Source organism: Vibrio harveyi, assembly GCF_030060435.1.
In the GTDB taxonomy this organism is placed as follows: Bacteria; Pseudomonadota; Gammaproteobacteria; order Enterobacterales; family Vibrionaceae; genus Vibrio; species Vibrio harveyi.
Genome location: NZ_CP125875.1, coordinates 3,341,416 through 3,355,974 on the forward strand (window position 1 = coordinate 3,341,416; position 14,559 = coordinate 3,355,974).

The 14,559-nt window shown below is 46.4% G+C and carries 15 protein-coding genes; 6 read left to right on the forward strand and 9 right to left on the reverse strand.

Going from position 1 to position 14,559, the window contains the following annotated elements:
- Positions 1–219: 219 nt before the first annotated feature.
- Both QMY49_RS15785 and QMY49_RS15790 read left to right on the forward strand, forming a co-directional pair.
- The gene (locus QMY49_RS15785; protein ID WP_005425046.1) at positions 220–1,623 is read left to right on the forward strand and encodes an SPFH domain-containing protein; all 1,404 of its coding nucleotides are present in this window, start codon (positions 220–222) and stop codon (positions 1,621–1,623) included.
- A 243-nt stretch (positions 1,624–1,866) separates the two neighbouring features.
- Positions 1,867–2,550: a nitroreductase family protein gene (locus QMY49_RS15790; protein ID WP_005448309.1), complete on the forward strand. Its 684-nt coding sequence runs from the start codon at positions 1,867–1,869 to the stop codon at positions 2,548–2,550.
- Between the two features lie 91 nt (positions 2,551–2,641).
- On the opposite strand, the gene frdD is transcribed toward QMY49_RS15790, so the two are convergent.
- The 4 genes from frdD to frdA are packed head-to-tail and all read right to left on the reverse strand — an operon-like array spanning position 2,642 to position 5,996.
- Complete coding sequence (gene frdD / locus QMY49_RS15795; protein ID WP_005425034.1) at positions 2,642–3,019, reverse strand: fumarate reductase subunit FrdD; 378 nt, start codon at positions 3,017–3,019, stop codon at positions 2,642–2,644.
- A gap of 12 nt (positions 3,020–3,031) precedes the next feature.
- On the reverse strand, positions 3,032–3,415 hold the full coding sequence (gene frdC, locus QMY49_RS15800) for a fumarate reductase subunit FrdC (RefSeq protein WP_005425044.1): 384 nt from the start codon (positions 3,413–3,415) through the stop codon (positions 3,032–3,034).
- Between the two features lie 2 nt (positions 3,416–3,417).
- On the reverse strand, positions 3,418–4,176 hold the full coding sequence (locus QMY49_RS15805) for a succinate dehydrogenase/fumarate reductase iron-sulfur subunit (protein ID WP_005425032.1): 759 nt from the start codon (positions 4,174–4,176) through the stop codon (positions 3,418–3,420).
- Entirely contained in the window at positions 4,176–5,996 is a 1,821-nt protein-coding gene (frdA, locus tag QMY49_RS15810) for a fumarate reductase (quinol) flavoprotein subunit (RefSeq protein WP_005448312.1), read from the reverse strand. Before frdA ends, QMY49_RS15805 begins: the two co-directional genes overlap by 1 nt.
- Before the next feature lie 449 nt (positions 5,997–6,445).
- On the opposite strand from frdA, the gene epmA reads away from it, so the two are divergent.
- From epmA to QMY49_RS15830, 4 genes are all read left to right on the forward strand, one after another.
- Complete coding sequence (gene epmA / locus QMY49_RS15815) at positions 6,446–7,417, forward strand: elongation factor P--(R)-beta-lysine ligase (RefSeq protein ID WP_017190948.1); 972 nt, start codon at positions 6,446–6,448, stop codon at positions 7,415–7,417.
- Between the two features lie 9 nt (positions 7,418–7,426).
- Complete coding sequence (locus tag QMY49_RS15820) at positions 7,427–7,801, forward strand: VanZ family protein (RefSeq protein WP_277205654.1); 375 nt, start codon at positions 7,427–7,429, stop codon at positions 7,799–7,801.
- A 21-nt stretch (positions 7,802–7,822) separates the two neighbouring features.
- Positions 7,823–8,458: a TetR/AcrR family transcriptional regulator gene (locus tag QMY49_RS15825; protein WP_005448317.1), complete on the forward strand. Its 636-nt coding sequence runs from the start codon at positions 7,823–7,825 to the stop codon at positions 8,456–8,458.
- 186 nt (positions 8,459–8,644) lie between these two features.
- Positions 8,645–9,601 (forward strand): acetyltransferase, encoded by a 957-nt coding sequence (locus QMY49_RS15830; protein ID WP_017819691.1) that lies wholly within the window; start codon positions 8,645–8,647, stop codon positions 9,599–9,601.
- A gap of 95 nt (positions 9,602–9,696) precedes the next feature.
- Here QMY49_RS15830 and QMY49_RS15835 read toward each other — a convergent pair whose 3' ends face one another.
- The 5 genes from QMY49_RS15835 to QMY49_RS15855 all read right to left on the reverse strand — a co-directional run bounded on the left by QMY49_RS15835 (position 9,697) and on the right by QMY49_RS15855 (position 14,115).
- Positions 9,697–10,845: a murein hydrolase activator EnvC family protein gene (locus QMY49_RS15835; protein ID WP_005448319.1), complete on the reverse strand. Its 1,149-nt coding sequence runs from the start codon at positions 10,843–10,845 to the stop codon at positions 9,697–9,699.
- 26 nt (positions 10,846–10,871) lie between these two features.
- Positions 10,872–11,693 carry a serine O-acetyltransferase gene (gene cysE / locus QMY49_RS15840; RefSeq protein ID WP_005381475.1) on the reverse strand — a complete coding sequence of 274 codons (822 nt, stop codon included), beginning with the start codon at positions 11,691–11,693 and terminating at the stop codon, positions 10,872–10,874.
- Between the two features lie 78 nt (positions 11,694–11,771).
- The gene (gene gpsA / locus QMY49_RS15845; protein ID WP_005448320.1) at positions 11,772–12,809 is read right to left on the reverse strand and encodes an NAD(P)H-dependent glycerol-3-phosphate dehydrogenase; all 1,038 of its coding nucleotides are present in this window, start codon (positions 12,807–12,809) and stop codon (positions 11,772–11,774) included.
- Between the two features lie 205 nt (positions 12,810–13,014).
- The gene (secB, locus tag QMY49_RS15850) at positions 13,015–13,479 is read right to left on the reverse strand and encodes a protein-export chaperone SecB (RefSeq protein ID WP_005386410.1); all 465 of its coding nucleotides are present in this window, start codon (positions 13,477–13,479) and stop codon (positions 13,015–13,017) included.
- A 201-nt stretch (positions 13,480–13,680) separates the two neighbouring features.
- Complete coding sequence (locus QMY49_RS15855) at positions 13,681–14,115, reverse strand: rhodanese-like domain-containing protein (RefSeq protein ID WP_005448321.1); 435 nt, start codon at positions 14,113–14,115, stop codon at positions 13,681–13,683.
- Positions 14,116–14,559 lie beyond the last annotated feature (444 nt).

Genomic DNA, 14,559 nt, shown 5'->3' on the forward strand with positions numbered 1-14,559 from the left:
TGCAATTCCCCTCCCTTTAATGCTTCTGTGCAAAACATCGATATCCTCCGCAAATTTTTAATGATTTTGTATTATTCGTAAAAATCTTATTTATTTCATGAATCTTTCGATTATTTCTTAATGTCACAATTTGATACATTAGTCCTCGTTGTCAGCGAGTTGTATAGCAATTTGATTTTTATCGATTTAACTCAATGACAACCTAAAAAGGAGAACAAAATGGAAAGCAGAGGCTTAGGAAGAGGTTTAAAAGTGGAAGAGAGACGTCAGTTACTACATAAAGGATTGAAAGCAGCCGTATTTGGTATCCCGCTGCTGGCCATAGGCTTAACAATTAACAGCTCAGTGCTAATGACCGATGCGGGTTACAGCTATGTGCATCAGAACAACATCACCGGTGAATTGGATGTATTCACGGAGCCGGGCATTCATTTTCGTATGCCGTTCCTGTCTAAGATCACCAAGTATGACCAAGTGATCACCGTGTCATTTGGTAACAGCAAGGGCGAGGATTTTTATCAACGCCTTGATGCGGTGCAGGTTCGCTTTGCCGATACCTACATTGGTCAAATTCCGGTGACATTCCGCTTTAAGCTCAGCAATGATCCTGAAGCGGTTAAGAAGATGCACAAAGAGTTCCGCAACAACAGCAACCTTATCGATGCCCTGTTGGTGAAGAACGCACGTAACGTGACAGTGATTACCGCGACCCAGTACACGGGGGAAGAGTTCTTCCAAGGTGGTTTGAACCAGTTCAAATCCAAACTGGGTGATCAACTGCGTGAAGGCATTTATCTGACTGAGCGTCGTCAGGTAGAAGTGGAAGAGCTAGACCTTGCTCCAGTAGGTGCTAACCAATCGAATGCGAACCAACTGCAACGCACTAACCAATTGGTGTGGAAGACGGTTCCGGTTGTGGATGGAACTGGGCAACCAATCCGACAGGATAACCCGCTACAGCAATACGGTATTCAAGTGACGCAGGTGACCATCGGTGATCCGCAGCCAGAGAAACAGCTTGATCAGTTGTTGGCAGATAAGAAGCGTCTAGTTGCCGACCGTATTCGTGCGATTCAGGAGCAAGAGACCTCCAAAGCACAAGCAGAGACTGAGCAGTTACGTAAAGAGATTCAACGTACTCGTGAAGTACAAGATGCTCAGCGTAGCAAAGAGCTTGCGATCATCGCACAGCAAAAAGAAGTCGAAGTTGCGCGTCAAATTGCGGAGCGTGAAATTGTTGAAGTAGAGAAAACTAAGCGACTGGCTGAGGTGGAAAAAGAGAAAGAGCTAGCAGTAGCGGAAGCTAACCTAGCGATTCAAAAAGCCAATGCTTTGTCTGCGGAATTTGAAGCAAAAGCGATTCTTGAAAAAGGTCGTGCAGAAGCGGAAGTCTTGAAAGCGAAGTATGCGGCACTGGGTGCAAACCGAGAAGTGTACTTGGCCGAGTTGAATCGAGACGTGGCGAACTCGCTGTACAACAACCTGCAAAACTTCCAAGTGCAGATGCCACAAAACTACATTGGTGGTGGTGAAGAAACAGGTCTGAAAACCAACCTTGATGTGATTACTGGCTTTGGCGCGTTGGGCTTAATGGACCAAACTAAGAAGGTCACACAGCAATAAGATCATGGGTGGTCAAAAGCTCAAAAAGCAAAAAGATCATAGGTGACTAAAAGCTCTGATAACTGTACAAATCAGAGTAACGCAGAGGCTGATACGAGTTATCAGCCTCTCTTTTTTGTTGGCAAAATAGTGCTTAATATTTGCACCTTATCTCAATATCACATTGATTTTATGAAGATAAAAAGGCGAGGGTGAAATTTGTGGCTATAGTGAATCAACACCCAACAAGCGCAAGGAAGCACTATGTCTACTCAAGAGCAACACCATCCACTCAATGATTATGTGGAATACCCTCCGCAAGAAATGGCAGCAAGAGCTGTACATAATCTTGAGCAACTTCAGCGCCGTCATTCCATTCGAAGTTTCTCTGATCGCCCAGTTGCGAAAGAAGTGATTGAGCACTGTATTCGAGCGGCAGGTACGGCACCTAGTGGGGCAAACCATCAACCTTGGCATTTCGTTGCGATTAACCGTGCAGAAGTGAAAGGGCAGATCCGCCAAGCCGCTGAAGAATTAGAACGTTCTTTCTATGAAGGTCGAGCTGGGCAAGAATGGTTAGATGCACTGAAACCACTCGGCACGAATGCCAGTAAGCCGTATTTGGAAAAAGCGCCGTGGCTGATCGCTGTGTTTTCGCAAAAGAAAGGTGGCATGAGCAATGATGGGGAACAAACCAATTATTACGTACACGAGTCAGTAGGGATTGCCACAGGCTTTTTGCTTCAAGCATTGCATAACGCCGGTTTGGGTACCTTGACTCACACGCCAAAGCCGATGAGTTTCTTGAGTAAGATTTGTGGCCGAGACAACGATGTTGACCGTCCATACATGTTGATTGTGACCGGTTATCCGGAAGAAAACGCAACCATTCCAGAACATGCAATGCACAAAAAGTCACTGGATGAAATCGCGACCTTTATTGAATAGTGTCTGAAACGAATAGCGCTGACGATAAACCAAATAACAGGCAATAAAAAAGCTGGCGAGGTGCCAGCTTTTTTCATTTTCCGTCAGCGTCTTAAATCATGAAGATAAAGACAACAGCCAGTGCAGAGATAAGACCTGCAAACGCGTAACATGCGATCTTACCTACCACACCCGTGTGGAATTTAAGGTCGTGCATGCCGTGGTGTACACGGTGCATTGCATGCCACATTGGCAGTGCTAGCGTACCGATGATGAACAGTGCACCAATGATGCTGGTTGCGAATTCAGATACGCGCTCGTAGCTCATTGCTTCTGCATCAATCACACCTAATGGAACTAGGATGCCGAGTACGAGTACCGTGATTGGCGTGATCATTGCGAACCAAGTACCACCGGCACCAAATAGACCCCACCAGATTGGCTCATCAGAACGTTTCGGTGCTGTATTAACACTATAATTTGGTTTCATTACTCAAGCTCCTTACATCACGATGAGAACGATCAGTGAGATGAACGCAACTGCTGCCCACTGAGTCAGAACGATGATTTTCTTATCCACTGGTTTGCCTTTCAGACGAATTGGCATAACCTGTGGCATCATGCTGAAGAAAGTTTGTGCGTGGAACAGGCTACCTAGTAGTGCAACGATGTTGATCGCTACCACGATAGGGTTTGCCATGAACTCCAACCAACCTTGCCAAGCTTCAGGACCTTTCACTAGAGAACCTAGACCGAAAGTCAGGAAGATAGTGAACAGGATTAGAGGAAGCACAGTTGCTTCACGTAGCATGTAGAAGCGGTAGAAAGGATGGTTCTTCCACCAAGTGCGTTTTACTTCACGAACGTAAGGTTTACGGTTGCTCATCCTTATGCCTCCACTTTTTTCGGTGAACCATCAGGTTTCAACATAGCAATTACGAAGTCCATAGAAGACTCTACTTTGCCTTGGTTTACTGCCGCTGCAGGATCTACGCTCTTCGGACAAACTTCAGAACAGTAACCTACGAACGTACAACCCCAAGCGCCGTTTTCACCGTTGATCAGCTTCATGCGCTCATCTTTACCGTTGTCACGGCTGTCTAGGTTGTAACGGTGTGCCAGAGTTAGAGCAGCAGGACCGATGAACTCAGGGTTCAAACCAAACTGAGGACATGCTGCGTAGCACAGACCACAGTTGATACAGCCAGCAAACTGCTTGTATTTCGCCATTTGCTCAGGCGTTTGCAGGTTTGTGCCGTCTTCTGGTTTGCGGTCGTTACCAATGATGTAAGGTTTGATAGCTTCTAAGCGCTCGATGAACGGCGTCATGTCCACGATCAAGTCTTTCTCGATTGGGAAGTTTGCTAGTGGCTCGATAGTCACGCCATTCGGGTAATCACGTAGGAAGCTCTTACAAGCTAGCTTAGGCACGTTGTTTACCATAATGCCGCAAGAACCACAGATCGCCATACGACAAGACCAGCGGTAAGACAGATCTTTGTCTAGGTGATCTTTGATGTAACCAAGCGCATCAAGCACAGACATGGTTTCATCAAAAGGCACTTCGAACGTTTGAGTATATGGTTCTGCGTCCTTCTCTGGGTCGTAACGCAGAATGTCGACTTTTTGAATGCGGTTTGATGACATTATGCTTGCTCCTCTGCCTTCTTCGCTTCTGCTTCAGCGGCTTTTTCAGCTGCTGCTGCTTTCTCTGCTGCTTCACCGTATAGACGTGCTTTAGGCTGTGACTTAGTAATCGTCACGTTGCTGTAGTCGATACTTGGTGCTGCATCTTCTTTGAAGAAAGCAAGCGAGTGTTTCAGGAAGTTCACGTCATCACGCTCTGTACAACCATCGTCTAGACGTTGGTGCGCACCACGAGATTCTTTACGCAGGATTGCAGAGTGAACCATCGCTTCTGCGACTTCTAGACCGTAGCCCACTTCAATAGCGTAAAGAAGGTCAGTGTTGAACACTTTGCCTTTGTCTTTGATGCTGATTTTCTTGTAACGCTCTTTCAGCTCAGTGATTTTCTCGATGGTTGCTTGCATCAAGTCTTCTTGGCGGTAGATACCACAACCTGCTTCCATGGTGTGACCCATTTCAGTACGGATATCTGCCCAGTTTTCATCACCTTCTTGGTTCATTAGAGCGGCAATGCGGTCTTCAACTGCTTTCACCTGAGTCGCGATAGACTCTTCGTTCCAGCCTTTGAATTCTGCAGCACGTTTCACCGCTTGTTCACCCGCAACGCGACCAAATACCACGAACTCAGCCAGCGAGTTAGAACCTAGACGGTTTGCACCGTGAAGACCAACAGACGCACATTCGCCAACCGCGAATAGACCTTTAATGCGAGTTTCACATTCGCCGTTGGTTTCAATACCACCCATGGTGTAGTGAACCGTTGGACGAATTGGAATTGGCTCTTTTGCTGGGTCAACGTTCACGTAAGCTTTCGCTAGCTCACAAATGAATGGTAGACGCTCTTGTAGATACTCTTCACCTAGGTGGCGAAGGTCTAGGTGCACCACATCACCAAGAGGGTGTTTGATGGTGTTGCCTTTCTGTTGTTCGTGCCAGAAAGCTTGAGAAACTTTGTCACGAGGACCCAGTTCCATGTATTTGTTCTTAGGTTGACCCACTGGAGTCTCAGGACCCATACCGTAGTCTTGTAGGTAACGGTAGCCGTCTTTGTTGACGATGATACCGCCTTCACCACGACAACCTTCAGTCATCAGGATACCAGTGCCAGGAAGACCTGTTGGGTGGTACTGAACGAATTCCATATCACGTAGAGGAACGCCGTGACGGTAAGCCATCGCCATGCCATCGCCCGTTACGATACCGCCGTTGGTATTGCAGTGGTAAACGCGACCTGCGCCACCCGTTGCTAGTACGACAGACTTCGCCTTAATCGTAACCAGTTCACCTTCAGACATGTGGATTGCAATCAGACCTTGTACTTCACCTTCATCAACAAGCAAGTCGACAACAAAGTACTCATCAAAGCGCTTGATGTTGTCGTACTTCATCGACGTCTGGAATAGCGTGTGAAGCATGTGGAAGCCAGTTTTATCTGCAGCGAACCAAGTACGTTCAACCTTCATACCACCAAAGCGGCGTACGTTGACTTCACCGTTCTCTTTACGACTCCATGGGCAACCCCATTGCTCCATTTGGATCATTTCGCGAGTCGCGTTCTCTACAAAGTATTCAACAACGTCCTGTTCACATAGCCAGTCACCACCGCCAACAGTGTCGTTGAAGTGGTTGTCTAAGCTATCTTCATCCTTGATAACTGCTGCTGAGCCACCTTCTGCAGCAACCGTGTGGGAGCGCATTGGGTAAACTTTAGAAATAAGTGCTACTTCTAAGTCCGGGTTTGCTTCAGCCGCTGCAATAGCAGTACGAAGACCAGCGCCGCCTGCGCCGATGACTGCGATATCTGTGGTGATAATTTGCACAGTTATCCTCCAGTGTGTGATTGCGGAAATCCGCTTGTTATTGTGAGTGTGAGGGAAGGGTTTTAAGGCAATCCCTCAAAAGTAGTAGGGTTAGTGTAGGGGAGCCTTATGGTAGAAAAATTGATGTATTTGGGTTTTTTCTCCGGTAATGCACACAAGAGCATAGAAATTCTAGGTTATGTGACTGCTATCACGGCACGAAACGGTTGAGGGATAAACGTAAACTCGGTCAATGTTACATAGGTGTTGCACGACATTACCCTCATTGATAATAGGATTAATTGTGAGTGTTTTTTGTACTGTGGAACGTGAAATGCTTGCTTCAGTTTTAATCGAGTTTTATTCGTATTTAGACGGATGAAATTAAGAGGAATCCCCTATCGATGAACTAGGCAAAGCGTGCCAAAATTGCTATTTTCCTCGCTCACCAATGTATTGAGACTCTTGTTATGCAAACGACCTGGCAACCTACCGCTTCTATGGAACAACTTCGTCAACGTGCTGCGTTGATCACCTCTATTCGTCAATTCTTTGCCGAGCGACAGGTGATGGAAGTTGACACGCCAGCCATGAGCCACGCCACGGTGACCGACATTCATTTGCATACCTTCCAAACAGAGTTTGTTGGACCGGGTTATGCCGACGGCAGCAAACTGTTCTTTATGACCAGCCCTGAATTCCATATGAAGCGCTTGTTGGCGGCGGGCAGCGGCTGTATCTACCAAATTAACAAAGCGTTTCGTAACGAAGAGAATGGTCGTCATCACAACCCCGAGTTCACCATGCTGGAGTGGTACCGGATTGGTTTTGATCACCATAAGTTGATGGATGAGATGGATGACCTACTTCAACTGGTGCTGAAGTGTGGTGCGGCAGAGCGTATGACTTACCAGCAAGCTTTTATTGATGTGCTAGGCGTGTGCCCTTTAGAAGGCTCGATGCAAGAGCTAAAAGTGGTCGCAGCTAAGCTAGGGCTAAGTGATATTGCTGAGCCAGAGGAGGATCGCGATACCTTGCTGCAACTACTTTTCAGTATTGGTGTCGAAGCTAAGATTGGTCAACAAGCGCCTGCATTTGTGTATGACTTCCCTGCATCGCAAGCGGCGCTGGCAAAGATCAATCCGCAAGACAACCGAGTGGCGGATCGTTTCGAGGTGTACTTCAAAGGCATTGAGCTGGCGAACGGTTTCCACGAGCTGGATAACCCGAAAGAGCAATTGGCGCGTTTTGAACAAGATAATGCTAAGCGTCTGGAAATGGGTTTGAAACCACAGCCGATTGATTACCATTTGATTGGCGCATTAGAAGCAGGTTTGCCGGATTGCGCAGGTGTGGCGTTAGGCGTTGATCGCCTGATCATGTTGGCGCTGGGTTGTGACCATATCGACCAAGTGACCGCTTTTCCATTCCCTATTGCTTAAGGATAAATAATGAACCTGACTGCTGGACGTTTGGTGCTGCTTAGTTATGCGACTTTGATTGCGTACTTGTCTCTGAGCTCGGGAGAGTTGCAAGATTGGGGCAACATTGCATATTTGGATAAGATGCAGCATGCGATGGCGTACAGTGGTTTTGGTTTCTTGGGAGGCTTCTGTGTCGCAAATTGGCGTCAGCGTTGGATTATGGCACTGAGTATTCTTTTATTCAGCGCTGTGATTGAAGTATTACAAGGTTATGTGGGGCGCCAAACGTCTTGGCACGACTTGATTGCGAACTCGATTGGTATTCTAACTGGTCTGCTATGTTACCGTATTTGGAGCCTCTATCGACCTAGGTTGGTGAAGTCGCTATACTCGATTCGTTAATGAAGAGGGAATACGATAACCATGAAAACGCGCGACAAAATCGTCTATGCCGCACTGGAGTTGTTCAACCAACATGGTGAGCGCAATATCACAACCAATCACATTGCTGACCATATTGAAATTAGCCCAGGCAACCTTTACTACCACTTCCGTAATAAGCAGGAAATTGTGCGTGAGATCTTCGCGCTATACTCTGCGGAACTGCTAGAACGCTTTACCCCTATTCAGGGTTCTCAAGAGAGCCTGACCATGCTGAAAAGCTACCTCGACTCGATCTTCACTTTGATGTGGAAGTACCGTTTTTTCTACGCGAATCTTCCCGAAATCCTTTCTCGAGACGAACAACTGCATGATGAATACATTGATGTTCAAGAGAAGCTGCAAGCCAACCTGATCGCGATCATGCAAGAGTTTGTGTCTTTGAAGCTATTGAATGTTGATCAAGAGCAGTTGAAATCATTGGTTTGTACACTGCACCTTATCGCGTGTAGTTGGTTAGCTTACCAGTCAGCGATGTCACCAAAGACCGAAATTACCGAGCAAATGGTAAAACAAGGTATGCTGCAAATGCTCAATGTCGTTAAACCAGTGGCAACCGAGCAAGGTATGGAGCAATTGCTACTGCTTGAAGAAGCGGTGAGCCGACTGCACAGTTAATACTATTTTCCCTCCTTATTAAATCTAGAAAATGAGAGTATGGTTCTACGCTTAAAGTTTAGAGCGCAGCTCTCATTTTCAACTCCCTCCTTGAGTTGACTTGCTGTGCTCATTTCGCACAATAGGATTCATGCACCCTAAAAGCATCCGTTGGGGTATGACTCTCGATAAAGGAACTATCGTTCAATGAATTACGACATTTTTAATGGCGATGCCGACGGCATCATCGCATTGCTGCAATTGCGTTTAGCGGATCCTATCAACGCTGAGTTGGTGACGGGCGTAAAGCGCGACATCAAGCTGGTGGAGAAAGTGGATGTGCAAGCGGGTGATGAACTGACGGTGTTGGACATTTCAATGGAAAAGAACATGGTAGGTTTAGAGCAAGCTTTAGCTCAAGGCGCGCATGTTTTCTACGCCGATCACCACAAAGCGGGTGAGATCCCTCAGCATGGTAATTTGGACGCGCACATCGACCTCGATGCTAATATGTGTACTGCTTTGATTGTCGATCAGTTGTTGGAAGGACGTTTCCATACTTGGGCAATCACTGCTGCTTATGGCGATAACTTGATTGCTAAGGCGGATGTGTTGGCGGATAAAGCCGGACTCAATGAAGCGCAAAAAGCGCAGTTAAAAGAGCTCGGGACGTTGATTAATTACAACGGTTATGGCTCGAAAGTCGACGACCTTCATTTCCATCCTGCGGACTTGTATCAAGCATTAAAGCAATACGTTTCACCATTCGATGCGATAGCAGATAAAGCGTCACCTTACTATCAATTACAATCGGCTTATCAGCAAGATATGGACGCAGCACTCGCCGTCCCTGCGACTCACGAAAGCACTAAGCTCAAGCTGTTTGAACTGCCAGACAATGCGGCATCACGCCGAATCAGTGGTGTTTATGGCAACTGGCTTGCAAACCAAACTCCAGACTCTGCGCATGCGGTGTTAACGGAAAACGCTGACGGCACTTACACTGTTTCTCTTCGTGCGCCACTGAATAACAAGCAAGGTGCGGTGGCAGTGTGTGGGCAGTTCCCAACAGGTGGGGGGCGAGAAGCCGCAGCAGGCATTAATGCATTAAGCAAAGACGATGTCAGTGCTTTCATCGACGCAGTAGAGACTTACTACGCCTAGCATTTTTCTGAATGCGAATACGACAAAGGAGCCGAGTGGCTCCTTTGTTTTTGTGTCGCGATAGTGCAGTTTAGAACTGCGATGATAAACGGCAGTTATAAACGCTTTAACCAAGATTTCGGGTTTTGCGCTTCACTGTTACGGCGAATTTCGAAGTACAGTGAAGGTCTGTCTTGACCACCAGTATCACCTGCAAGTGCAATCACTTCACCTGCGGTCACCTTATCACCTTCTTTCTTGGTCAAAGCTTGGTTGTAACCGTAAAGCGTCATGTCGCCTTTCCCGTGATCAAGCAGCACGACTAAGCCGTAGCCTCGCAGGTATTCCGCAAATACCACGGTGCCTGGGTAAACGGCTTTGACTTGCTGACCGTATCTGGCAGACAACACCATACCTTTCCAGTTTACCTGCCCTGTTTGTTTGGTACCGAAGCTGTGCAGTACGCGACCTTTCAACGGCCACGGTAGTTTTCCACGTTGTTTTGCAATACCGTCCATCGGTACTGCATTACGTTTTGCTGCTTTCGCTATCTCGGCCTTTAGACGGGTTTCGTTACGTTGCAGTTCTGCTAAGTAACGTTTGTCATCTTTGATGCTCTTTTGAATCTTGCTCAGCGTACCTTTACGTTTCGACTGCGTGCTTGCTAAAGACGAACGTTTTTCTGATTGCTGTTTGAGCAAGGTTTCAATTTGGTCTTTTTCCAGTTCGAGTTGGTTTTTGTTGTGCGCCAACTCTTGGGTGGTTTTGGTGATCGCATCAATGACTTCCGCGCGTGCTTTGGCAAGATGTTGAAAGTATTGGCTGATGCGATCTTCTTCTACGCCTTCGTTAAGGAGATGCCCATTGGCTTTCGCACGCTCCGTGACGTAGTAGGTTTGAATCAGTTGTTTGAGCTCTTCTTCTTGTGCTTGGCGTTGAGCTTCTTGCAGCGCAATCTTCTCTTCCAACTTACTGATGTTTTGATCCGCTTGTGCCAAGTCTGCTTTGGTTTGTTTGATCTCGCGTTCTAACTTGGAGATACCGAGTTCTTGGCTTTTCAGCGATTTTTGCAGATCGTTGAGCTGTTTTTCTTGAGAAGTTAGCGACTTTTTCTGGCGATTGATTTCGCTAGATACGCCTTTGAGCTCTTGTTGGCTTGCGGCGAAAGAGGTGAGGGGATATGTGGCAGATAAAGCACAAGTTAATAAAATAGCCGAGCGTAGCACTGGGTGATTTTGTTTTCGCACTTGAGAGTTACCTACCACATTATTGTCAAAGGATCAGATGACGATTAAATACCATCCCCATGGATAAAGCTTTGCGATTTACCGTTAAAGCCTTGATCCATATCGAGAGAAGGTTTGTCCGTTTTCGGACGACCAACAATTTTTGCAGGCACACCAGCCACGGTTGTGTGTGGCGGCACTGCTTGCAATACCACAGAGCAAGAGCCAATTTTTGCGCCTTCGCCCACTTCGATATTGCCAAGAATTTTAGCACCAGCTCCGATCATTACACCTTCGCGAATTTTCGGGTGACGGTCACCGCATTCTTTACCGGTACCACCTAGAGTGACATCTTGCAGAATAGATACGTCGTTTTCGACAACGGCGGTTTCACCAATCACGATGCCAGTTGCATGGTCTAGCATGATACCACTACCAATACGCGCTGCAGGGTGAATATCGACCTGACATGCTACAGAAATCTGATTTTGCAGGTAAGTCGCAAGAGCGTGACGACCTTGCTTCCATAACCAGTTTGCCACTCGGTACCCTTGCAGAGCATGGTAGCCTTTCAGGTACAACAATGGCATTGAGTACATTGAAACAGCAGGGTCGCGATTGACCGTGGCACAAATGTCACAAGCCGCGCCGTCGGTGATGGTTGGATCGGCGGCAAAGGCTTCTTCAACCACTTCACGCACTGCCATTGCTGGCATGGAAGCGGTGTTCAATTTGTTGGCCAGAATGTAGCTCAATGCGGCACATAGACTTTCATGCTTGATGATGGTCGCATGATAAAAGCTCGCCAGCATAGGCTCTTGCTCTGACATCTCACGGGCTTCTGAAACAATTTTGTTCCAGACTTTTTGTTTTTCGCAGTGTTTCATTCTCAATATCCTGAGTGGTTCTTCCGTGACCCGACAACTTCTATTCTTCTCAGATGAGGTGCAAAAGGCGGTAGATTGCTACTTTCCTTCGGCTTTTTTGTCACGAGCAAGTAAATCTTGCGCTGCCAGGCGTGCATCCTTTCCTTGATACAATACTTGATAAATTTGGTCAACAATTGGCATCTCTACGCCCATACGCTGAGAGAGCATCCAAACTTCTTTGGTGTTGCGGTAGCCTTCAACGACTTGACCGATTTCTTCTTGCGCAGTGTCGACGTCTTTACCTTGACCTAGTGCCAAACCAAAACGGCGGTTACGTGATTGGTTATCGGTACAAGTTAAGACGAGGTCGCCCAAGCCAGCCATACCCATAAAGGTTTCTGGTTGTGCGCCTAGTGCGGCACCAAGACGGCTCATTTCTGCCAAACCACGTGTAATCAGTGCTGTACGGGCATTGGCACCAAAACCGATACCATCAGACATACCTGCACCAATGGCAATAACGTTCTTCACCGCACCGCCCAATTGCATGCCGATAAAGTCGTTGTTTGCGTAGACACGGAAGGTTTTGCTGCAGTGGATTTTCTCTTGCAGATCAGCAACAAAGTTCGCGTCTGGAGAAGCTACAGAAATTGCTGTTGGCATTCCCATCGCAAGTTCTTTAGCAAATGTAGGACCGGATAAAACTGCCAACGAGTAGCTGTCACCGATGATATCGAATGCTACTTCTTTTAGTAGACGCCCCGTTTCTGGCTCAAGACCTTTGGTTGCCCAACAAATACGAGAATCTTCACGTAAGAAAGGCTTACAGCTGTTCAGTACGATGCCAAAAACGTGGCTAGGAACCACAACTAACAAGTCACGGCTTGCTTGAACGGCTTTTTCTAAATCCGATTCAATAATCAAGCTCTCTGGGAAATCAATACCAGGTAGGAATTCGTGGTTGGCACGGTCTGCTTCAAGGCGTGCCATATGCTCTGGCTCGTGACCCCATAGGATGACGTTTGCGCCGTTACGAGCAAGGGATATTGCCAAAGAAGTGCCGTATGAGCCTGCACCAATCACAGTCATTGCGATGTCTTTACCGTAAGCATTGTTTGTATTTGCTTGTGTCATGCTACCGCCTAATTGCCTTTCTACTAGTAGAATCTAGTTCATAATCGCCAGAGTTTACGCTCTCTAGGGGTTAGGAACTAGGAACTTTTATCAGAAATAAAAAATGCACATTGCATCGCAGAGAGGACGCTTTGTGCATTTTCTTCAGGTATATGACGTGTGCTCATTCTCTATGAAGGGCAACACGTCACTTACAAAACGTGAATTACGCTTCAGCTTCGCCTTGTTGAGCTTGCTGTTGTAGGTAGTTCATGAATAGCGCGTCGAAGTTAACTGGTGCTAGGTTCAGTTGAGGGAACGTACCTTTAACTACTAGGCTAGAGATAGTTTCACGAGCGTATGGGAATAGGATGTTCGGGCAGAATGCGCCTAGGCAATGTGCAAGTTGACCTGCTTCCATTTGCTCAGCTGTGAAGATACCACCTTGTTGAACTTCACATAGGAACGCTGTTTCTTCTTCGTTCTTAACAGTAACTGTTAGACGTAGAACAACTTCGTAAACACCTTCACCAAGCTCACGGCTTTGAGTGTCTAGGTCTAGTTTAACGTCTGGGTTCCACTCTTTTTGGAAGATTACTGGAGAGTTAGGCGCTTCGAAAGAAACGTCTTTTAGGAAGATGCGTTGAATTGCAAAGTTTTGTTGTGCGTCTTGTGGTGCTGCTTCAGCCATTTTTAAATCCTTAATAAACATTTGTTGGGTCTAGGATTTTCTAAACCCAGAAATATGGTTTGTCCTGAGACTAACTGAGCAAATCTACCTTGACTAGATGAAGCGCGTATTACGTGCAAAGCATCACAACTTAGTGCTTCAACTGCTTTCTATTTGCTCAGTTTATATAAACGAGGCTGGCAAAATTGTTTTACCGCGACCTTATTTCTTACCACGTACTAGTGGAAGGTTCGCTTCGTTCCATGCAATCAAACCGTTCTTCAGTAGGCTTACGTTTTCGAAGCCTGCTTTCGCTAGTAGGTTTGCACTTTCTTGAGCGGTTTGACCCGTTTTGCATACCACAATGATTGGGTCTGATTTACGGTTTTCAAGGCTACCAAAGTTACCTGCTTTGATATCAGACGGCAAAATGTGAAGTGCGTCGGTGATGTGACCTTGTTTGAACTCATCTTTAGAGCGGATATCCACCACAACGCCGTTTTCACGGTTCATAAGGTGAGTCAATTGGTTCACGTTAATCTCTTTGTATGCTGCCGTCGCAGATTTCACGATGTTCATGATGAATGCGACAAGAAGACCTACCCAAACCAAAGATAGAATCATGTTCTGTTGGAAAAAATCAATGTACTCTTGCATGTCCTGAGCTCTTACACTGTTGGCGGAAAAATAAAGCAGGAGTATAGCGGGGATAGCCGCCTTAGGCGAGAGGGTTAAAATTTTCTAACGAATAATTGAGATCTAAGCGCTCCCAGCAAACTGGCTGAAGCTAGTCATTCATGCAATCTTATTATCACTTCCTCCTATCAATTCAATCGGCGTAATTGACTTCACTTCTGGTCGAAAAAGCGCACAATGGGTTACAACAAAAAGTTTTTCACCAAAGTATTTCGGTGGTCGTACAAAGCATCTTGAAAGTGACTATGCTTGTGGAACACGTTTGCTGACTAGGTCGGATTGCTTGCTAACTTGTAAGATAGCAACAATAAATCGCAAACATTATTTGATCTTAACCTACAGTTTTGGTTAAAAAGTGTAGTAAAATTACGCTAGTTTTGTTTCAAGGTTAGATGGAGCAGCGAA